This is a genomic window from Mesorhizobium sp. BR1-1-13, assembly GCF_020165515.1.
Lineage (GTDB): Bacteria > Pseudomonadota > Alphaproteobacteria > Rhizobiales > Rhizobiaceae > Mesorhizobium.
In genome coordinates, this window is record NZ_JAIUIH010000003.1 from 73,926 (window position 1) to 91,529 (window position 17,604).

General features: G+C 61.8%; 22 protein-coding genes and 4 tRNA genes. 7 read left to right on the forward strand and 19 right to left on the reverse strand.

Annotated elements, in window-relative coordinates; genetic code table 11:
- Window positions 1-4: 4 nt before the first annotated feature.
- From rplK to tuf, 6 genes are all read right to left on the reverse strand, one after another.
- Window positions 5-433: a 50S ribosomal protein L11 gene (gene rplK / locus LB533_RS07865; RefSeq protein ID WP_140501622.1), complete on the reverse strand. Its 429-nt coding sequence runs from the start codon at window positions 431-433 to the stop codon at window positions 5-7.
- Window positions 434-608: 175 nt separating this feature from the next.
- Window positions 609-1,136, reverse strand: a complete 528-nt coding sequence (nusG, locus tag LB533_RS07870; protein ID WP_140501620.1) for a transcription termination/antitermination protein NusG — start codon at window positions 1,134-1,136, stop codon at window positions 609-611.
- A gap of 27 nt (window positions 1,137-1,163) precedes the next feature.
- Complete coding sequence (gene secE, locus LB533_RS07875) at window positions 1,164-1,367, reverse strand: preprotein translocase subunit SecE (RefSeq protein ID WP_013531408.1); 204 nt, start codon at window positions 1,365-1,367, stop codon at window positions 1,164-1,166.
- 398 nt (window positions 1,368-1,765) lie between these two features.
- Window positions 1,766-1,841: transfer RNA gene (locus LB533_RS07880), tRNA-Trp, on the reverse strand.
- 209 nt (window positions 1,842-2,050) lie between these two features.
- Entirely contained in the window at window positions 2,051-2,533 is a 483-nt protein-coding gene (locus tag LB533_RS07885; RefSeq protein ID WP_140638044.1) for a group II truncated hemoglobin, read from the reverse strand.
- A gap of 207 nt (window positions 2,534-2,740) precedes the next feature.
- Window positions 2,741-3,916, reverse strand: coding sequence for an elongation factor Tu (tuf, locus tag LB533_RS07890; protein ID WP_140515452.1), 1,176 nt, complete (start codon window positions 3,914-3,916; stop codon window positions 2,741-2,743).
- Between the two features lie 293 nt (window positions 3,917-4,209).
- Here tuf and LB533_RS07895 point away from each other — a divergent pair, with 293 nt between their 5' ends.
- Window positions 4,210-5,097 (forward strand): DMT family transporter, encoded by an 888-nt coding sequence (locus LB533_RS07895; protein WP_224677000.1) that lies wholly within the window; start codon window positions 4,210-4,212, stop codon window positions 5,095-5,097.
- A 128-nt stretch (window positions 5,098-5,225) separates the two neighbouring features.
- A complete protein-coding gene (locus tag LB533_RS07900) occupies window positions 5,226-5,363 on the forward strand; it encodes a hypothetical protein (RefSeq protein ID WP_181169285.1) in 138 nt (45 codons plus the stop codon).
- Window positions 5,364-5,441: 78 nt separating this feature from the next.
- On the opposite strand, the gene LB533_RS07905 is transcribed toward LB533_RS07900, so the two are convergent.
- Window positions 5,442-5,699 carry a GlsB/YeaQ/YmgE family stress response membrane protein gene (locus LB533_RS07905; RefSeq protein WP_140493554.1) on the reverse strand — a complete coding sequence of 86 codons (258 nt, stop codon included), beginning with the start codon at window positions 5,697-5,699 and terminating at the stop codon, window positions 5,442-5,444.
- Between the two features lie 129 nt (window positions 5,700-5,828).
- Here LB533_RS07905 and LB533_RS07910 point away from each other — a divergent pair, with 129 nt between their 5' ends.
- Window positions 5,829-6,287, forward strand: a complete 459-nt coding sequence (locus tag LB533_RS07910) for a YidB family protein (RefSeq protein ID WP_140638042.1) — start codon at window positions 5,829-5,831, stop codon at window positions 6,285-6,287.
- An 83-nt stretch (window positions 6,288-6,370) separates the two neighbouring features.
- Here the strand turns inward: LB533_RS07910 and LB533_RS07915 are convergent.
- Both LB533_RS07915 and LB533_RS07920 read right to left on the reverse strand, forming a co-directional pair.
- Window positions 6,371-6,444, reverse strand: a tRNA-Gly gene (locus tag LB533_RS07915).
- Window positions 6,445-6,534: 90 nt separating this feature from the next.
- A tRNA-Tyr gene (locus tag LB533_RS07920) sits at window positions 6,535-6,619 on the reverse strand.
- Between the two features lie 197 nt (window positions 6,620-6,816).
- On the opposite strand from LB533_RS07920, the gene LB533_RS07925 reads away from it, so the two are divergent.
- Window positions 6,817-7,668 (forward strand): TrmH family RNA methyltransferase, encoded by an 852-nt coding sequence (locus LB533_RS07925; protein WP_140638041.1) that lies wholly within the window; start codon window positions 6,817-6,819, stop codon window positions 7,666-7,668.
- Window positions 7,669-7,787: 119 nt separating this feature from the next.
- On the opposite strand, the gene LB533_RS07930 is transcribed toward LB533_RS07925, so the two are convergent.
- The 3 genes from LB533_RS07930 to gcl all read right to left on the reverse strand — a co-directional run bounded on the left by LB533_RS07930 (window position 7,788) and on the right by gcl (window position 11,492).
- A complete protein-coding gene (locus LB533_RS07930) occupies window positions 7,788-8,681 on the reverse strand; it encodes a 2-hydroxy-3-oxopropionate reductase (RefSeq protein WP_140638040.1) in 894 nt (297 codons plus the stop codon).
- Between the two features lie 221 nt (window positions 8,682-8,902).
- Entirely contained in the window at window positions 8,903-9,700 is a 798-nt protein-coding gene (hyi, locus tag LB533_RS07935; protein WP_140638039.1) for a hydroxypyruvate isomerase, read from the reverse strand.
- A 10-nt stretch (window positions 9,701-9,710) separates the two neighbouring features.
- Window positions 9,711-11,492, reverse strand: a complete 1,782-nt coding sequence (gene gcl, locus LB533_RS07940; RefSeq protein ID WP_140638038.1) for a glyoxylate carboligase — start codon at window positions 11,490-11,492, stop codon at window positions 9,711-9,713.
- 213 nt (window positions 11,493-11,705) lie between these two features.
- Between gcl and bhcR the strand changes: the two genes are divergently transcribed.
- Window positions 11,706-12,527 carry an HTH-type transcriptional regulator BhcR gene (gene bhcR / locus LB533_RS07945; protein WP_140638037.1) on the forward strand — a complete coding sequence of 274 codons (822 nt, stop codon included), beginning with the start codon at window positions 11,706-11,708 and terminating at the stop codon, window positions 12,525-12,527.
- On the opposite strand, the gene LB533_RS07950 is transcribed toward bhcR, so the two are convergent.
- From LB533_RS07950 to LB533_RS07965, 4 genes are all read right to left on the reverse strand, one after another.
- Window positions 12,528-12,887: a hypothetical protein gene (locus LB533_RS07950; RefSeq protein ID WP_140638036.1), complete on the reverse strand. Its 360-nt coding sequence runs from the start codon at window positions 12,885-12,887 to the stop codon at window positions 12,528-12,530.
- Window positions 12,888-13,096: 209 nt separating this feature from the next.
- On the reverse strand, window positions 13,097-13,402 hold the full coding sequence (locus LB533_RS07955; RefSeq protein ID WP_140638035.1) for a BA14K family protein: 306 nt from the start codon (window positions 13,400-13,402) through the stop codon (window positions 13,097-13,099).
- Window positions 13,403-13,618: 216 nt separating this feature from the next.
- Window positions 13,619-13,825 (reverse strand): hypothetical protein, encoded by a 207-nt coding sequence (locus LB533_RS07960; protein ID WP_140638034.1) that lies wholly within the window; start codon window positions 13,823-13,825, stop codon window positions 13,619-13,621.
- 199 nt (window positions 13,826-14,024) lie between these two features.
- Complete coding sequence (locus LB533_RS07965) at window positions 14,025-14,195, reverse strand: hypothetical protein (protein ID WP_140638033.1); 171 nt, start codon at window positions 14,193-14,195, stop codon at window positions 14,025-14,027.
- Between the two features lie 159 nt (window positions 14,196-14,354).
- On the opposite strand from LB533_RS07965, the gene LB533_RS07970 reads away from it, so the two are divergent.
- A tRNA-Thr gene (locus LB533_RS07970) sits at window positions 14,355-14,430 on the forward strand.
- Window positions 14,431-14,569: 139 nt separating this feature from the next.
- Here the strand turns inward: LB533_RS07970 and LB533_RS07975 are convergent.
- The 3 genes from LB533_RS07975 to LB533_RS07985 all read right to left on the reverse strand — a co-directional run bounded on the left by LB533_RS07975 (window position 14,570) and on the right by LB533_RS07985 (window position 16,381).
- Window positions 14,570-15,139 (reverse strand): DUF2569 family protein, encoded by a 570-nt coding sequence (locus LB533_RS07975; protein ID WP_224677001.1) that lies wholly within the window; start codon window positions 15,137-15,139, stop codon window positions 14,570-14,572.
- A gap of 51 nt (window positions 15,140-15,190) precedes the next feature.
- The gene (locus LB533_RS07980; RefSeq protein ID WP_181169250.1) at window positions 15,191-15,544 is read right to left on the reverse strand and encodes a hypothetical protein; all 354 of its coding nucleotides are present in this window, start codon (window positions 15,542-15,544) and stop codon (window positions 15,191-15,193) included.
- A gap of 222 nt (window positions 15,545-15,766) precedes the next feature.
- Window positions 15,767-16,381: a TetR/AcrR family transcriptional regulator gene (locus LB533_RS07985; protein WP_140637990.1), complete on the reverse strand. Its 615-nt coding sequence runs from the start codon at window positions 16,379-16,381 to the stop codon at window positions 15,767-15,769.
- A 91-nt stretch (window positions 16,382-16,472) separates the two neighbouring features.
- On the opposite strand from LB533_RS07985, the gene LB533_RS07990 reads away from it, so the two are divergent.
- Window positions 16,473-17,564 (forward strand): spermidine/putrescine ABC transporter substrate-binding protein, encoded by a 1,092-nt coding sequence (locus LB533_RS07990; RefSeq protein WP_224677002.1) that lies wholly within the window; start codon window positions 16,473-16,475, stop codon window positions 17,562-17,564.
- Window positions 17,565-17,604: the final 40 nt, after the last annotated feature.

Genomic DNA, 17,604 nt, shown 5'->3' on the forward strand with positions numbered 1-17,604 from the left:
GATCTCAGCCCACCACTTCCAGACCCATCGAGCGGGCGGAGCCCTCGACCATGCGCATGGCCGCCTCGACGTCGTTTGCGTTCAGATCCTTCATCTTCTGCTCGGCGATGGCGCGGACCTTGTCGCGGCCGATCGTGCCGGCCTTGACCTTGCCCGGCTCCTTGGAGCCCGACTTCAGGTTCGCGGCCTTCTTCAGGAAGTAGCTCACCGGCGGCGTCTTCATGACGAAGGTGAACGACTTGTCCTGGTAGTAGGTGATGACGACCGGAATCGGCGATCCCTTTTCCATTTCCTGGGTCTGCGCGTTGAACGCCTTGCAGAACTCCATGATGTTGATGCCGCGCTGACCAAGCGCCGGGCCGATCGGGGGCGACGGCGTAGCCGAGCCCGCGGCGACCTGGAGCTTGAGCTGGCCTGCAATTTTCTTAGCCATCTCTATTCCTGCCTTTGTCTATGCCGGTCCCACCATCTGGGAAAACACCGGCTGTTGCAGTCTGGTGGTGCGGTTCCTGCGGCCGGCTAAAGCCGCATTCGCCTCCCACCGTTCTCAGGCCGCGCGTTGCCGCGCCGCCTCCCCTGACCACCGGAACGGCGCCAGGGATTTCGGATCAGCCTTTTTCGACTTGTCCGAATTCCAGATCGACAGGCACGGCGCGCCCGAAGATCGAAACTTCCACCTTGAGCCGCGCCCGCTCCTCGTCCACTTCCTGGACGAAGCCGTTGAAGGACGCGAAGGGGCCATCCGAAACGCGGATCGCCTCGCCGATCTCGAAAGTAACCGAGGGCTTCGGCCGCTCGACGCCTTCCTGCACCTGGTTAAGGATGCGCTGCGCCTCGGCCTCGGTGATCGGCACCGGCTTGGAGTCGCCCAGGAAGCCGGTGACCTTCGGCGTATTCTTGACCAGCGAGAACACGGCGTCAGTCAGGTTGGCCTTCAGGAGCACATAGCCCGGAAAGAACTTGCGCTCGGCGTCGACCTTGCGGCCGCGACGAACCTCGACGACCTTCTCGGTCGGCACGACGATCTGCTCGATATCGGCGGACAGGCCCTTCTGCTTGGCCTTGTTCTCGATGTCCTCGGCGACCTTCTTCTCAAAGTTCGAATAGGCGTGGACGATGTACCAGCGCGTAGTCATTTCACGACTTCTCCGTAATCGCCGGACTTAGCGTCCAATGCCCAGAATCTGTTCGACCGCGAGGCCCATGAGCTGATCAGCGGTGAAGAAAAAGATCATCGCGATCACAGCGAAGGCCAGAACCATCACCGTCGAGATCATCGTTTCGCGTCGCGACGGCCAAGTCACCTTGGCGGTCTCCGCGCGAACCTGCTGGAGAAAGACGAAAGGATTTGTGGTTTTCGAAGCCATATGCCGCTCTGTCTTCAAGACCCGTTGGCCGGGTCTCCTGGATGATCCCGCTGGCCGGGACGTGCCGCCTGGGCCCATTTTCGCGCCGAATCAGCGCAATCATTTCGCCCATGCAAATCAGACGCGTAAAGCCGGCTTCCCAGCTCCACGCGTCGCGTGTCTGTTTCGTCTACATAAAACCGATTCTTGATCCACGCAAGTGGCAAGTGTCCGCTTTATGACCAAACGCCGCCTCGGAACCATCCAGTCGTTCCGTCCCGGCTATGGCGCCCTTATGCCTCAATCAGCCTAATATGGCAAGCCGGTCGCCGATTTTCAAAGGGCAGCCTGCAAAATATCGTTTCGATGGCCATTTTGGAAACGGCTGAGTTTTTGTCTTGACGTGCCATTTCTTGAAATGGCACGGGCAGCAGGGCTCGAACCTACGACCTGCGGTTTTGGAGACCGCCGCTCTACCAACTGAGCTATGCCCGTACACGTGCGCCTCGGCGCAGCAGGGGCTTCCTAAAAGCTTCCGCGCGCTCTGTAAAGAGCGGTTTGCAAGCAATCGCGCCTTCATCCCCTTTACTGGAAATCGGGATGGCCGACGGCCAGCCCGCCGCCATCGGTCTCAAGCTCGCACGTAAGATCGCCGGCATGCCCTTGGCGGAGATGACCCCGCCTGCCGCCGTGCATCTTGAACGCTATTTTGCCTCCGGAACGCGGTATGGTCCGCCGGGCACGCCCCAACCCCAGGCCGGCATCGGCTCGGTCTCCGGGTCGCAGGTTTCGCCGAGATTGGAGTTCATCCTGGCCAGCCGCGATCCCCATTCGATATAGCCCATGAAGGCGGAACGGAACTCGGGATCGTCAGGCAGGCCGACGGCATCCGCCGCATCAGCCAGCAGGTTGATCCAGCGGCGGCGCTGCTCTTCCGTCAAATGCTTGCCCAGGTGATGCATCACCATCTCGCGGTGGCCGCCGAATTTTTCGCTGTAGGTTTTCGGGCCGCCGAAAACCTCGCCGATAAAGGCCGCGACATGGGCGGGGTGGTCGGGCGACATATGCTTGAACACCGGCCCGACGACCGGATCCCGCGCCACCTTGTCATAAAAGGTCTGCGTCAGCCGGTTCAGCGCCTCGATACCGCCGGCCCATTCATACAGTGTCGGAACATCCTGGCTCATACTTGACCTCCGCCCAGCGCCGCCTGCAGCGACGATAGCGGAAAAATCGAGCAAGCCTCAACCTGCCTCGATGGCCAGTTCGATGACGCAGCTGCCGTTCGACCGCGTGTCGGCCCCGGCATGCCAATGGTTGATCTTCAGTCGCCAACAAAAAGGGCGGCCCGCGGACCGCCCTTTCCTTCTCGATCCGGCTGATGCCGGTGTCGACTATTCCTTGATGGTGACGACGATGCCGGCACCGACGGTGCGGCCGCCTTCACGGATGGCGAAGCGCAGCTTCTCTTCCATGGCGATCGGCACGATCAGCTCGACGTCGACCGTGATGTTGTCGCCAGGCATCACCATCTCGGTGCCGGCCGGCAGCGACACGATGCCGGTCACGTCGGTGGTGCGGAAGTAGAACTGCGGACGGTAGTTGGTGAAGAACGGCGTGTGACGGCCACCCTCGTCCTTGGTCAGGATGTAGGCCTCGGCCACGAACTTCTTGTGCGGCTTCACCGAACCGGGCTTGGCCAGAACCTGGCCGCGCTCGACACCTTCACGGTCGACGCCGCGCAGCAGCGCGCCGATATTGTCGCCGGCCTGGCCCTGGTCGAGCAGCTTGCGGAACATCTCGACGCCCGTGCAGGTCGTCTTGGTGGTCGGACGGATGCCGATGATCTCCAGCTCCTCGCCGACCTTGACCACGCCGCGCTCGACGCGACCGGTCACGACCGTGCCGCGGCCCGAGATCGAGAACACGTCCTCGATCGGCATCAGGAACGGCTTGTCGAGCGGACGGACAGGCGTCGGGATGTAGGCGTCGACCTGAGCCATCAGCTCGCGGATCGCGTCCTCGCCGATCTTCTTGTCCGAATCTTCCAAAGCCGCCAGCGCCGAACCCTTGACGATCGGAATGTCGTCGCCGGGGAACTCGTTCTTGGTCAGCAATTCGCGAACCTCGAGCTCGACCAGCTCAAGCAGCTCGGCGTCGTCGACCTGGTCGACCTTGTTCAAGAACACCACGATCGACGGCACGCCGACCTGGCGGGCCAAAAGGATGTGCTCGCGGGTCTGTGGCATCGGGCCGTCGGCGGCCGACACAACCAGGATCGCGCCGTCCATCTGCGCGGCGCCGGTGATCATGTTCTTCACATAGTCGGCGTGGCCGGGGCAGTCGACATGGGCGTAGTGACGGTTCTCCGTCTCGTACTCAACGTGAGCCGTCGAAATGGTGATGCCGCGCGCCTTCTCTTCCGGCGCCGCGTCAATCTGGTCATAGCGCTTGTATTCGCCAAAATACTTGGTGATCGCTGCCGTCAACGACGTCTTGCCATGATCAACGTGGCCAATCGTGCCGATGTTCACATGCGGCTTGGTGCGCTCGAATTTACCTTTTGCCATAGTCTCTTTCCTTGGACGGCCTGGACCTTCAGTTCAGTCGAATGCGGGGCGATTAGCGACAAAGGCCAAAAAACACAAGCGTCTTTTGCCCGGGCGCCGTCTCACTCGGTCCGAACCCGTGATCCGATTGCAGGGATATAGCGCTGATATAGGAACGTGCCGCGCGAAATGGAATGGCCTAAACCCCTGCGCAATGGCGCCGGCATTGCGCGCGCCGCTCGTCGGTTGCTGTCGGATTGGTCGCCGCTCCATGGCCCATTGCGGCGGCGTTCCCGCTCTGATTTCCTGCACCGATGCATTTCATCCCGATAGCCGTTCGCGGCCCCCTGTTCATGATCGTCTCGACCGGGTCGTATCTCGTCAACGATACGATGATGAAGCTCGCCACGGCCGGCCTGCCGGCCTATGAAGTGCTGTTCCTGCGCGGCGCGGCGGCGGCGCTCTGGGGCTTTCCGCTGCTGTTTGCGCTCGGTTATGGCAAGCAGATCCCGCTGATCTTCGACAAGCGCGTGCTGCACCGCAACCTGCTCGAACTGGCCGCCATCCTTTGTTACGTCGTGGCGCTCGCCAACATGCAGATCGCCGATTCCACCGCGCTCGGACAGGTCACGCCGCTCTTGATGCTGGTCGGCTCCTCCATCCTGTTCGGCGAGCGGATCGGCGGCCAGCGCATGGCGCTGATCGGGCTCGGCTTCATCGGCGCGCTGATGGTGGCGCAACCGACCATGCAAGGCATTTCGGTGTATGCCTTGCTGGCTCTTGGCAACGCGGCGTTCGCAGCCGCCCGCGATCTGGCCGGCCGCAAGATCACAGCCGAGGTGCCCGGAATGATCGTGGCGATTTCAGCCGTCGTCGTGGTGCTGATCGGCGCCGGTGCGGCACACCTGGTTTCAGAGCGCTGGATCATGCCCGAAGCGCATCATCTGCTGCTCATGGCCGGAGCCGGATTTTTCCTGATCTTCGGCCATTTCTTCATCTTCATGGCCTATCGCGTCGGGCCGACCAGCGCGGTGGCGCCGTTCTACTACTGCTTCACCGTCTGGGCGGTGATTTCGGGCCTGCTGGTGTTCGGACAATTCCCAAACGCGCTGGCGGTCTGCGGCATCCTTCTGGTTGTCGGCAGCGGATTGGCCATCGTCTCGCTCGACCAGCGCAAGCGCCGGCTGGCCGCCGTCGCATAGGCCTAGCGCCCTGGCAGGCGCCCGCATATGCCCTTTCAGCAGATATTGCAGTAGCCAGATTGATCGTCTAATCGGCGAAGCATCGTCCGACCGACCAAGACATGATGATCAGCCAAGGGAGATTCCCCATGACCGATTTTGACCAGAACAGGCACTCCGACGCCGAGCACAAGGCGGCCATCCGCAAGTCGCTTGTCGGCTGGGCGGTGTTCATCGCGGGAACGCTGATCTTTTTCGCCGCGGCCGACGCAATCCTGATGCCATAGGCAAGCTTGCCGGGCATACCGGCCGGAAGCCGGTGTTGCCTCGGCGGAATTCGAAATATCAGACAGTTCGGCTGGCGCTTAGATCGTGCGTTTGCCGGCGAACTGGTGGTAGGCCCACAACACGACCACGGCCCCCACCACCGCGACGATCAGGCTGTATATGTTGAGGCCGGTCACGCCCGACGCGCCGAAAGCGCTGAAGATCAGGCCGCCGACAATGGCGCCGACAATGCCGAGCACGATATCCATGATCATGCCCTGGCCGCTCTTGTTGACGATCTTGCTGCCAAGAAAGCCGGCGATGACGCCCAGAATAATCCAGCTGATGATTGACATTTTTCCTCTCCAATCCCCTGCCACGTCCATCATTTTCATATGATTGTCAAAAGCTCAAGCCAGCTTGAAATTCCGCCCGATTGCGTCATTGTGAGGATGGGACGGGCTTGGTTGACAAGGAGATCCACGATGGGACTGTTTGACAATGCCGTTCCGGGCGGCAACATCACCAAACCCCTGATGATCGCGCTCGGCGCGCTGCTGGTCGGAAAGATGCTGAGCGGCAGGAGTACCGAACAGCCGGAGCAACCCCAACCTCCCGCACCGGCCGAGCCCAGTGAAACCGCGGCCGGCGATGGCGGCCTGCTTGGCGGACTGGGCGGCCTGCTCGACAAATTGAAGAACTCCGGCCACGGCAACGTCGCCGATTCCTGGGTCGGCACCGGCCAGAACCAGCCGATCAACGCCAACGACCTGGGCAACGCGATCGGACCGCAGGTCATCCGCGAGATCGCGCAGAGGACGGGGCTCGACGAGCAGGAACTGCTCAAGCAATTGAGCACGGCCTTGCCTGGCATCGTCGACAAGCTGACGCCGAACGGCCAGGTGCCGCAGCAACACCAAGTCGCGTCGGCCTTCAACAGCTGAAGCGAGCGGACAGCCATCCTCTGGAGCGCTGCGCGACTTGGCCGCGCAGTGTTTCAGCTTGCCGATGGCGTGGGTTGGAAATCTGGAGCGGGTAGCGGGAATCGAACCCGCATATTCAGCTTGGAAGGCTGCTGCTCTACCACTGAGCTATACCCGCGCCTTGCCCTGAAGTATCGGATTTCCCGGAAAAGCGCCATGCGCTTTTCGCCTCCGATGCTTTCACGTTTCAGGGCTTCCGGGCCGGCAGTGGTGGAGAGGGTTGGATTCGAACCAACGTAGGCTAAGCCAACGGATTTACAGTCCGTCCCCTTTAACCACTCGGGCACCTCTCCAGTCTGCCGCCGGAGCCATGCAACGAGGCATTCTTGCCGATCCGGACCCGAGTATCACTTCTCCGAAATCAGCGAAGCGCCTTATGGCGGCAAGGCCAGTGGGTGTCAACCGCGTGGGAAGGGTTTTTCGATGTTGTTCGCCGGCTGTGGCGACGGGCCATATCCCTGGCCGCCGGAGACCGCTATAGAAGCCGGCCATGAGCAACAAGACCGGCACCCCGAAAGACACCCACTACGCCAAGCTGCGCCGTGCGCACCGCGACGAGAAGAGCGGCGGCGCGCCGGCGTTCCGGCCGCGCCAGCCCGTGCCACCAGGCGAAAACGCAGGCGACGGCCTGGTGCGTCTCTATGGCCTGCACACGGTGCGGGCGGCGCTCGACAATCCGCGCCGCAAGATCAAGAAAATGCTGGTGACGCGCAATGCCGCCGAGAGGCTGGGACTGGCCGACCTCGCGGCCCTGCCTTTCAAGGCGGAGTTGGTCGAACCCAGGGACATCGACAAGATCACGGGTTCGGATGCCGTGCATCAAGGCGTGCTGATCGAGGCCGAGCCGCTGAAGTCCAAGCGCCTCGACGCTCTCGGCGATACGAAGCTGGTGCTGGTGCTCGACCAGATCACCGATCCGCACAATGTCGGCGCCATCCTGCGCTCGGCGGTCGCCTTCGATGCCGGCGCGCTGATCACCACGGCGCGCCACAGCCCGCAGGAATCGGGCGTGCTGGCGAAATCAGCCTCGGGCGCGCTGGAGCATATCGACCAGATCGAGGTGAAGAACCTCGCCGACGCCCTTGGCCAGTTGCACCAGGCGGGCTTCCAGACCATCGGCCTCGATTCGGATGGGCCGGCGGAACTGGAGACCAGCTTTGCCGGTGACCGGATCGCGTTGGTGCTCGGCGCGGAGGGCAAGGGCCTGCGCCAGAAGACGCGCGAGACGGTGACGACACTGGCCCGCCTCGACATGCCCGGCGCCATCCGCTCTCTCAATGTGTCGAACGCCGCGGCGGTGAGCCTTTATGCGGCACGGAAATTTTTAGCGAGTAGCGAGTAGCGAGTAGCGAGTAGCGAGTAGCGAGTAGCGAGTAGCGAGTAGCGAGTAGCGAGTAGCGAGTAGCGAACTCCAATCCCGGCTCTCCGCGGCTGCAACCCCTATTCGCTATTCCCTACTCGCTATTCGCCTCTGCCTACCTCATGTCCCGCCATCCGCTCCAGCGCCCTGACCAGGGCCGAGTGATCCTCCCTGGCGCCGCCGTTGGCGGCGCAGGAATTGAACAGTTGCTGGGTGGTCGACGTGTTGGGCAGGGAGACGCCGAGCGCCCTTGCGCCTTCCAGCGCCAGATTGAGATCCTTCTGGTGCAGTTCGATGCGGAAACCCGGCGCGAAGGTGCGCCTGACCATGCGTTCGCCATGCACTTCGAGGATGCGTGAGGCGGCCAGCCCGCCCATCAGCGCCTGCCTGACCTTGGCGGGGTCGGCGCCGGCTTTCGAAGCAAAAACAAGCGCTTCGGCGACGGCTTCAATGGTCAGCGCGACGACGATCTGGTTGGCGACCTTGGTGGTCTGGCCGACGCCGTTCGGTCCGACCAGGGTGATGTTCTTGCCCATCTTCTCGAAAACGGGCCTGGCGCGCTCGAAGGCCTCTTCCTTGCCGCCAACCATGATGGTCAGCGATGCGGCCTTGGCTCCCACCTCGCCGCCCGAGACCGGCGCATCGAGATAGTCGCAGCCCAGTTCGTTGATTTTTTTGGCGAAGGTCTTGGTCTCGATCGGCGAGATCGAGCTCATGTCGATGACCAATTTGCCTTTGGAAAGACCTGATGCGACGCCGCTGTCGCCGAACAGCACCTCGGCCACCTGCGGTGTGTCGGGCACCATGGTGATGATGATGTCGGCGGCCTTCGCCACGGCGGCATGGCCGGTGACCGACTTCAGGCCCCTGGCGACGAGATCGGCCGGCGGCTTGGAGCGATGGTCGCTGGCGATGACCGTGTAGCCGGCGTCCAGCAAATGTCCCGCCATCGGCGCGCCCATGATGCCAAGGCCGATGAAGCCGATGGTTTCCATTGTGGTTCTCCGTCTTGTTGAGGTTGCGTTCCTTCACGCCCCCTCTGGCCTGCCGGCCATCTCCCCCACAGGTGGGGAGATTGGCAGTTTCGGCGCTGGCCCCAATTTTCTCGGTTTAAAATTTAGCGAGGCCGCCGGTGACATCCGATCTCCCCTTTTTGGGGGAGATCGCCGGCAGGCCAGAGGGTGGCGCCGTAGAGCGCGAGTTCAAATTCCTACTGCTAAGCCGCCGCACTCCCTTGCCCAGCCAACTCTTTGAACCAGCCCAAACCAGCCTCGGTCCCCGCCTTCGGCTTGTATTCCGCCCCGACCCAGCCGGTATAACCAATGCGGTCTATGTGCTCGTAAAGGAAGGGATAGTTGATCTCGCCCGTCCCCGGCTCGTGACGGCCGGGATTGTCCGCAAGCTGGATATGCGCGATGCGGCCGAGATTTGCCTCGATGGTACGGGCGAGATCCCCCTCCATGATCTGCATGTGGTAGATGTCGTATTGGAGGAACAGGTTCTTCGAGCCGACGCGGTCGATCAACGCCAGCGCCTGGTCGGAATAGTTCAGGAAGAAGCCCTCGATATCGCGCGTGTTGATCGGCTCGATCAGCAATTTGATACCGGCCTGCTCCAGTTTCTCCGCGGCGAAGGCGAGGTTCTCGGCAAACACATCCTCGAGCACGTTGCGGTCGACACCGGCGGGCGCGATGCCGGCCAGGCAATTGACCTGTGAGCAGCCGAGTGCCTGCGCGTAGGCGATCGCCTTGGCGACGCCCTGGCGGAATTCCGGCACGCGGTCCGGCAAAACGGCGATGCCGCGCTCGCCCTTGCCCCAATCGCCCGCCGGCAGGTTGAACAGCACCTGTGTCAGGCCGTTCTTCTTCAGCCGCGCGGCCACCACCTCGGGGGCATGGTCGTAGGGGCCTATATATTCGACGCCTTTGAAGCCCGCGCGGGCAGCTGCATCAAAACGTTCGAGGAAGTCATGCTCGCCAAAGAGCATCGAAAGATTGGCTGAAAAACGCGGCATTCTTTTTCTCCTAGTCCAGCATCACGATCGCCGTCGGCGCGTCTTCCTGATGTTCGGCAAGGTCCTCGAATTCGGTGATCTTGTCGATCTCAGTGCCCATCGAGATGTTGGTGACGCGTTCGAGGATGAATTCGAGCACGACCGGGACCTGATGCTCCTTCATTAGCCCCTGCGCCTCCTTGAAGGCGCCGGCGAATTCTTCCGGTTTGCGCACCCTGACCGCCTTGCAACCCATCGCCTCGGCAACAGCGACGTGGTCGACGCCGTAGCCGGCCTCGGGATCGTCCGACCGGTTGATATTCTCGAAAGCGAGGCTGACCTCGTAATCCATGGAGAAGCCGCGCTGCGCCTGGCGGATCAGGCCGAGATAGGCGTTATTCACGACGACGTGGATGTAAGGCAGCTTGTGCTGCGCGCCGACCGCCAGTTCCTCGATCATGAACTGGAAATCGTAGTCGCCCGACAGCGCCACGATGGTGCGCTCGGGATCGGCCGCGCGAACGCCAAGGGCTGCCGGCAGTGTCCAGCCGAGCGGGCCGGCCTGGCCGCAATTGATCCAGTTGCGTGGCTTGTAGACATGCAGGAACTGCGCGCCGGCGATCTGCGACAGGCCGATCGTGGTGACGTAGGTGACATCGCGCCCGAACGCCTTGTTCATCTCTTCATAGACGCGCTGCGGCTTCAGCGGCACCTGGTCGAAATGCGTCTTGCGCTTCATGGTCTTCTTGCGGTCCCGGCATTGCTTCGCCCAGCCCGACCAGTCGCGCAGTCTTCCGGCCGTTTTCCACTCGGTGGCGACGTCGAGCAGCATCTTCAGCGCGGCCCCCGCATCCGAGACGACGCCGAGATCGGGTGCGAACACACGGCCGATCTGCGTCGGCTCAATATCGACATGAATGAACTTTTTTCCCCTGGTGTAGACATCGACGGAACCGGTGTGGCGGTTTGCCCAGCGATTGCCAATGCCGAACACGAAGTCGGCCTCGAGCATCGTCGCGTTGCCGTAGCGGTGCGATGTCTGCAGCCCGCACATGCCGGCCATCAGCCGGTGGTCGTCGGGGATCGCGCCCCAGCCCATCAGCGTCGGGATGACGGGCACGCCTGCTATTTCGGCGAACTCGATCAGCAGGTCCGAGGCATCGGCATTGATGATGCCGCCGCCGGCGACAATCAGCGGCTTTTCGGCGGCGTTGAGCATCGCCAGCGCCTTCACGGCCTGGGCGCGCGTCATTGCCGGCTTGAACGGCGCCAGCGGCTCATAGGCGTCGATGTCGAACTCGATCTCGGCCAATTGGACGTCGACCGGCAGGTCGATCAGCACCGGTCCCGGGCGCGAAGACCTCATCAGGTGGAATGCCTTCTGAAGCGCCATCGGCACGAGATAAGGCTCCATGACGGTGACCGCCCATTTGGCGACGGGCGAAGCGATGGTCGCGATGTCGACGGCCTGGAAATCCTCCTTGTTCAGCCGCGCCCGCGGCGCCTGGCCGGTGATGCAGAGGATCGGGATGGAATCGGCTGATGCCGAATAGAGCCCGGTGATCATGTCGGTGCCGGCCGGGCCTGACGTGCCGATGCAGAGCCCGATATTACCTGCCTTGGCCCTGGTAAAGCCTTCGGCCATGTGCGAGGCGCCCTCCACATGGCGGGCCAGCACATGACGGATGGTGCCCCTCGCCTTCAGGGCCGAGTAGAGCGGATTGATCGCCGCGCCCGGCACGCCGAAGGCGCAGGCGATGCCTTCCTTTTCGAGAACGAGAACCGCCGCATCAACAGCGCGCATCCTGGCCATTTTCCGGCCCTCCACAGGGGTTGTCATTGTTGGATGGCGGAGAATGTCAGCAGGCCGTCTATTTTTCAATTTTTTCAGAATATTTTTTCATTTCTAGGAAGCTGCCGTTGTCTCTTGATTTCATTTCTCTTTTTGTTTTCCAAAAAGTGGCAATGCAGAAGGCGTGAAAAACTTTTTTATTGTCCGCTCGGGAAAATCGGGCATGATGGCGCCATGGAAACCGCTGAAAAACGCCAGCGCGGCCGGCCGCGCGCCTTCAACGGCCCGTCGGAGGCGGCTTCGGTGCAGTCGTTGGACCGGGCCTTGCGCATCCTGGCCATCGTTGCCGAGGGCAGCGGCCTGTCGCTGAGCGAGATTTCAGCGCAAAGCGGGCTGGCCGCCTCCACCGCCTACCGCATGCTGACGACGCTTGAAAACCACGGCATGGTCGAGTTCGACAGCACGGACCAGCTTTGGTCGATCGGCGTCGAGACCTACCGGATGGGCGCGGCGTTCCTGCGCCGCCGCAAGCTGGTCGACCGCGCGCGCATCGTCATGCAGGAACTGATGGAGAAAACCGGCGAGACCGCCAATCTCGGCGTCGCCGAGGACGATTGCGTGGTGTTCGTCAGCCAGGTCGAGACGCACCAGGCGATCCGCGCCTTCTTCCGGCCGGGCACGCGCAGCCCCTTTCATGCTTCAGGCATCGGCAAGGCGGTGCTGGCGCATCTGGAACCCGCGCGCGTCGGAGCCATCCTGCGCAAGGCCGGCCTGCAGCGCTTCACCGACAGGACGCTGTCCGACATCCCTGCCCTCGCCCGCGATCTCGCGACGATCAAGCTGCGCGGCTGGTCGGTCGACGACGAGGAACGGCATCCAGGCATGCGCTGCGTGGCATCAGCCATCTTCAACGAATTCGGCGAGCCGATCGGCGGCGTCTCCGTGTCGGGCCCGACGGTCCGGGTGACGCCTGAGCGGCTGGCCGAGATCGGGCCGATCGTGCGCAATGCCGCGGCCGAGGTCACCAGGATGATCGGTGGCGTACAAACCGGATGATCAACCTGCCCCCGGCAGCGCGCTTCTGCTCGCAAGATCGAAGAAATCGAGCAGGATCGCCATGCCGACACCGCAGGCGGTGAAGACGAGGCCGATGATGAAGATGCGATTGGCGTGTTCATAGAGGCGCCGCTGCAGGCACTTTGTGTCGAGCAGAAGCGACAGTGCCCGCATCTGCAAGGCGATGCCGGCCAGGATCGGTAGCACGGCGACGAGATGATAGGTCTGCCACGGGATCGGATTGGCAGCCCAATGCGTGATGAAGCCCAGCGAAAACGCCAGCAGGATGCCGACGGCCGTGACCGTGCCGTTGCGGAAAATAATTTCGACCTGTTCCTCTTTCGGGTCCTGCTCGTCCAAGGATCACCCTCCCCCATATCTGCCCGCAGATCATCGCCAAGCAGATTAGGCCTTCGGGAAATGCCTGTACATTGCCGATCGCATTGATGATTCAAGGTTCAGGCTTGCCCTTGACAGTCGGCCCAATCCAACAAATGTCCCGCCGTCCAGAGCAGCAGAAAAGGGGCTCGCCTGAACCCCTCTTCCGGTGCTGAACGGTGCTGCTCCTCTCAAAGACGGCAATAATGACGATAGCCGTCGTAACCAATGTAGGTGTCGGAGTCCGGATCGTAGCTCGAATAGCGATCGAAGCAGCGGCGGACGTGCCACGAGCCGCCGTCCTCATCCACATAGACAGCGCGGGGCTGGGCAAGCAGGCTGCCCAGGACAAAACCGCCGACGCCGGCGGCAATGCCGATGCCGATGCCATGGTGGTGGTGATGCGAATGAGCCGCCGAAGGCTGGACGGTGCCGATCAAAGCGGTGGCGGCGACGGTGGTGGCGATGAGGCTGGAAACGAGTGCGCGCTTGAACATGATGATCTCCTTGCTTCGTTTGGAGAGGCGACCCATCCGCCTCTTGATCATCTGTCGTTCGGCACAAGAAAAAGGTTCGAATCTTTTTTTAACGTGAACCGAGGAGGTCGTGCTGACGGCGACCTAAGAGCTTGACGAGACATTCATGACCGCCCCGCTTCGCCCAACGAAAAAAGGCGGCCGAAGCCGCCCTTTCGGGTGAATTGGGTTCCTCCATCAAAGGAAAATGATCACCTTGCCGTGCTTGTGGTGATGATGGTTGTGGTGCTTCCACCAGAACTTCTTGAAGTGCTTCTTGTGATGGTTGTGGTGGTGATGGTGGCCGTGCATGCCGTGGGCCGACGACGTGCCGACGGTGCCGGCGAGCGCGCCGGTGGCGACGAAGATGGCAACGAGGCCTGAAACGAGAGTGCGCTTGAACATGATGATCTCCTGGATCTTTTGATCGAGGCGACCCATTCGCCTCTGACCATCAGTCGGCGCGGCGCGGGAAAAGGTTCGAAAGGTGGAGGAGATTTTTTCGGAGAGGTCGGGGGAGTGGTGAATAGTGAATAGTGAGTAGTGAACCCGCACGACCGACCTCGGGTTCACTACTCACTACTCACTACTCACCACCCACTCTTCACCACCCCAGGCCCGTGACATGGCGCAGCCAGAAGGCGAGCGCGATGAAGCCGATGATTGTGGTGACGCCGGTCCAGTCGATGTTGGCGTTCTTGACGTCCCTGATGAGCTTCACCAGCAGCATCCAGGCTATGACGACGATCGGCAGGATGATGACGAATCTGATCATGCGACAGCCTCGCCCAAGCGATTGCACCTGCCGTAGGATATAGGAAGCGAATTGGCCGTTTTCAGGATGGCGTGTCTGTTGCCCGGCAGCGTCTATGAGCGCCTCAAACCCGACATTTGTCTTTACTGGCGCCGCAAATATGGCTAACCGGTGCCGCATGCCCTTGTAGCTCAGCTGGTAGAGCAGCGGTTTTGTAAACCGAAGGTCGCGGGTTCGATTCCTGCCGGGGGCACCACCCTTCGCTCGAGCTTCGGGTGGCACGCCACCCAGAGCCCGTTATAAGAACACCAGATCTCGCGAAACGAAGAAGTGTCCTCCGAAGCCTGTCGCAGGAGGACTGCTCATGCGGAGAGGCGAAACCCAGCGGACTCTCGCTAGGCGGCCGTCGCAACCTGGCCGGCTGCCACTTCGCCGCCGAACGTATTCTTCACCCTGACGGACTTGTAGACGTAGGCGACCCAGGCCCCGGTGAGGATGAACGACAGAACGGGTGTCATCAGCGCATCTCCAGCGAGGATCTGGCTCACCGGGACGCCTAGGGTTGATGAGATCAAGATCGTGTCCACCACGAACACAACCGGTATCGCAATCCACTGGAACAGAAACAATTGTTGAAAGCGTCGGCTTCGCCGCAGCATCGAAATGAGCACAACCAGTTGAAGCGCCAGAAATGCCAGATTGAGGGCAACCTCGCTATACACCGCAACCGGCCCATTTGGCTGGGGCATGAGTTGCCGGTAACCCTCGACCGAATTGGCCAACGCGGCAAGCGTGCGCAGCGGCGACAACACCTGACCGATCGCCAGTAGCATAAACCAGCCACCGAATCCTACAAGAGCCGCCAGGCCCTGTGACGGCTTCACGGCTGAGCGAACCGCAAAGAAAACAGGCACGCCGATCATCAGCAGCACGATCGCCCAATGCCCGATTGAAAACGTCCCCATTGACCATCTCTCCCCTCTGTCTGCCCCTATAAGTTGTATCAGGTTTCAAACTCAACTCAAGAGGTGAACTCGCGCAATGAGGTCGATGCCGAAGCGGCGACTTTCTCCTGCCTGTTCCTGGCTCTCGAGCCGATAACCCGGAACCAAACCCGGCCGGAGGCGGTTAACGATCGAAGGGACCGCAAACTCTGTAGCGGAACAATGATCGAACTCTTGGACATGGAACTGGCCCAGGCCAGGCAGCGAATTGGCCGAGCTGAACTCGCCCTCAAACGCGCGGAAGAAATGTTGGAGCGAGACTGTGGCGTCGGCATCAATCTCGCGCTTTGCAGCAGGATAAGGTCCGCGCAGCGGCGCGTCACCGAAGCGCGAGAGCGCCTGACGAAGATCGATCCGACCGATCACTGATTCTTACCTGCGCCACTGCGGCCGCGCGTCTGCTTTCCCTCAGTCGATGCTTCGAACGGATCGCTGGTCAGGGCCGGCGGCTACGCTGTCAATCCCTGCAATGTCAAGCCGCTAGGTCATCCCGTGCACCGGAGTCCTGCGGTGTAGACGGATGCCGCCGTTGGCACTCATCGTCAGTCACGCTGGCAGCGGAAGCTGGCTTCATGCCGCGCTCCCTCCTCACACCCCGATCGCCGCCACCAGGATCCGGTTCTGCCGTCGGATCGCCGCGCGCAGTTCCACTATCCTTGCCTCTTCGCGCTTCACGAATTCGATGAACATCATGTTCATGTTGTTGAAGACCAGCTCACCCACCGCCTGCCCGTCGACGTCGCGCCGCACCAGGCCGATCTCCAGCAGCCTTGCGATCAGGGCGCGGATCTGTTCGGTCAAGGCGCGGTCGAGCGCCGTGTAGGCCTGGCCGAACGGGCTGTCGGGCAGTTGCGTCGAGATCGCCATCGCCTGGCGCCACATTTCCTTGCTGAGATAGTGCAGCGAGTGTTCGATATAGATGCCGATCAGCGTGTCCAGCGCATCGCCGACATTGGCCGGTGGGCTGTCCACCACGCCTCGCCCGGCATTCAGCACCTCGTTGACCTCCATGGAGACGATGGCGCCGAGGATGTCGCCCTTATTCTGATAGTAATTGTAAATCGTCCCGATCGACACTTCGGCCTGGGCGGCGATCGTCTCGATCTTCGCGCCTTCATAACCGGCCTCGCGGAAAAGCTCGGCCGCCGCCTCGATGATGCGGCGGTGCCGGTCGGCCTTTTGCCTTGCCCTCAATCCACTCATGCCGGCTGTCTGCCACAAAAACAGAATTGACTCAATTTTAGAATTGGTTCAACTTTTTGCAAGAAGCCACAAAGGCAAGGGAGAACACTCGATGTCCGCACGATCCGCAGCCAATAATCCGCTTTCAACCCTGAAGAGGCATCTGCGCGCCGCTTGCGGCGCCACGGCACTGATGCTCTCAGCAGCCGGCGCCAGCCAGGCCGCCGATCTTAACGCCCTGATCTGGTGCGATCACGCCGACCCGGCGCTGCTGCAGCCCTTCGAAGAGGCCAACAACATCAAGGTCAACGTCAAGGAATTCGAGGGCACCGGCGCGGGGCTCGCCATCGTCGAGCAGTCGCAACCCGGCGATTGGGACGTGATGGTGATCGACAGCATCGATGTGCCGCGCGGCGTGGAAAAGGGCCTGTTCGAGCCGCTGCCGGAGGACAAGCTGCCGTTGGGCGACCTCTTCCCGCAGGTGAAGATGGACAGCTCCACCGTGGTCGGCGGCAAGCGCTACGGCATCACCGAAAAGTTCGGCTACAACACGATCGGCTTCAACAAGACCAAGGTCGACCCGGCCGACATGCAATCCTTGGCGTCGCTGACAAGCGACAAGTACAAGGGCAAGGTCGCCATCTACGATTATTACCTGCCGGTCATCGGCATGGCAGCACTCGCCATCGGCAAGAGGACGGCTGAACTCACCGAGGCCGACCTTCCCGCCCTCAAGGCCGAGCTGCTCAAGATGAAGGCCAACGCCAAGCTGGTTGGCGAGGTGACCGCCAGCCAGACGGCGCTCGCCACCGGTGAGGTCGATATTCTGGTCGGCGGCGGCGAATGGGTGACGGCGGGCCTGGCCAAGGAGAACCCGGCGCTGGACTTCTCGATACCCAAGGAGGGAGCGGTCCTGTGGTCGCAGTCGCTGGCCATGTTCAAGGATTCCAAGAACAAGGACATGGCGTTGAAATTCATCCAATACATCATGAGCCCGGAGGGCCAGGCCCGGCTTGCCACCTCGTCCTGCTACTGGGGCATGCCGGCGAACAGCAAGGCGGCGCTCACCGACGACCAGAAGAAGATCCTGCGCTTCGACGAGCAGCCCGAATTCCTTGCCCGCGCCCAGGCCTATCCGGCGCCGAATGCCGGTCTCGACAAGAAGATGCAGGACATGTGGACCGAGATGCTGCAGGCGCAGTAGACGGGCGTCGTAAGCAGCCCCGCGAACAAGGCCCTGCCCT

What these genes read in the sequence shown, in the direction of transcription:
- hyi (WP_140638039.1), bottom strand. Translation starts at nt 9,700, where the DNA reads ATGCCGCGTTTTTCAGCCAATCTTTCGATGCTCTTTGGCGAGCATGAC.
- LB533_RS07910 (WP_140638042.1), top strand. Translation starts at nt 5,829, where the DNA reads ATGGGACTGTTTGACAATGCCGTTCCGGGCGGCAACATCACCAAACCC.
- LB533_RS07985 (WP_140637990.1), bottom strand. Translation starts at nt 16,381, where the DNA reads ATGAGTGGATTGAGGGCAAGGCAAAAGGCCGACCGGCACCGCCGCATC.
- LB533_RS07930 (WP_140638040.1), bottom strand. Translation starts at nt 8,681, where the DNA reads ATGGAAACCATCGGCTTCATCGGCCTTGGCATCATGGGCGCGCCGATG.
- secE (WP_013531408.1), bottom strand. Translation starts at nt 1,367, where the DNA reads ATGGCTTCGAAAACCACAAATCCTTTCGTCTTTCTCCAGCAGGTTCGC.
- LB533_RS07885 (WP_140638044.1), bottom strand. Translation starts at nt 2,533, where the DNA reads ATGAGCCAGGATGTTCCGACACTGTATGAATGGGCCGGCGGTATCGAG.
- LB533_RS07960 (WP_140638034.1), bottom strand. Translation starts at nt 13,825, where the DNA reads ATGTTCAAGCGCACTCTCGTTTCAGGCCTCGTTGCCATCTTCGTCGCC.
- gcl (WP_140638038.1), bottom strand. Translation starts at nt 11,492, where the DNA reads ATGGCCAGGATGCGCGCTGTTGATGCGGCGGTTCTCGTTCTCGAAAAG.
- nusG (WP_140501620.1), bottom strand. Translation starts at nt 1,136, where the DNA reads ATGACTACGCGCTGGTACATCGTCCACGCCTATTCGAACTTTGAGAAG.
- LB533_RS07900 (WP_181169285.1), top strand. Translation starts at nt 5,226, where the DNA reads ATGACCGATTTTGACCAGAACAGGCACTCCGACGCCGAGCACAAGGCG.
- LB533_RS07905 (WP_140493554.1), bottom strand. Translation starts at nt 5,699, where the DNA reads ATGTCAATCATCAGCTGGATTATTCTGGGCGTCATCGCCGGCTTTCTT.
- LB533_RS07895 (WP_224677000.1), top strand. Translation starts at nt 4,210, where the DNA reads ATGCATTTCATCCCGATAGCCGTTCGCGGCCCCCTGTTCATGATCGTC.
- LB533_RS07965 (WP_140638033.1), bottom strand. Translation starts at nt 14,195, where the DNA reads ATGATCAGATTCGTCATCATCCTGCCGATCGTCGTCATAGCCTGGATG.
- LB533_RS07990 (WP_224677002.1), top strand. Translation starts at nt 16,473, where the DNA reads ATGTCCGCACGATCCGCAGCCAATAATCCGCTTTCAACCCTGAAGAGG.
- LB533_RS07925 (WP_140638041.1), top strand. Translation starts at nt 6,817, where the DNA reads ATGAGCAACAAGACCGGCACCCCGAAAGACACCCACTACGCCAAGCTG.
- LB533_RS07955 (WP_140638035.1), bottom strand. Translation starts at nt 13,402, where the DNA reads ATGTTCAAGCGCGCACTCGTTTCCAGCCTCATCGCCACCACCGTCGCC.
- tuf (WP_140515452.1), bottom strand. Translation starts at nt 3,916, where the DNA reads ATGGCAAAAGGTAAATTCGAGCGCACCAAGCCGCATGTGAACATCGGC.
- bhcR (WP_140638037.1), top strand. Translation starts at nt 11,706, where the DNA reads ATGGAAACCGCTGAAAAACGCCAGCGCGGCCGGCCGCGCGCCTTCAAC.
- LB533_RS07975 (WP_224677001.1), bottom strand. Translation starts at nt 15,139, where the DNA reads ATGGGGACGTTTTCAATCGGGCATTGGGCGATCGTGCTGCTGATGATC.
- rplK (WP_140501622.1), bottom strand. Translation starts at nt 433, where the DNA reads ATGGCTAAGAAAATTGCAGGCCAGCTCAAGCTCCAGGTCGCCGCGGGC.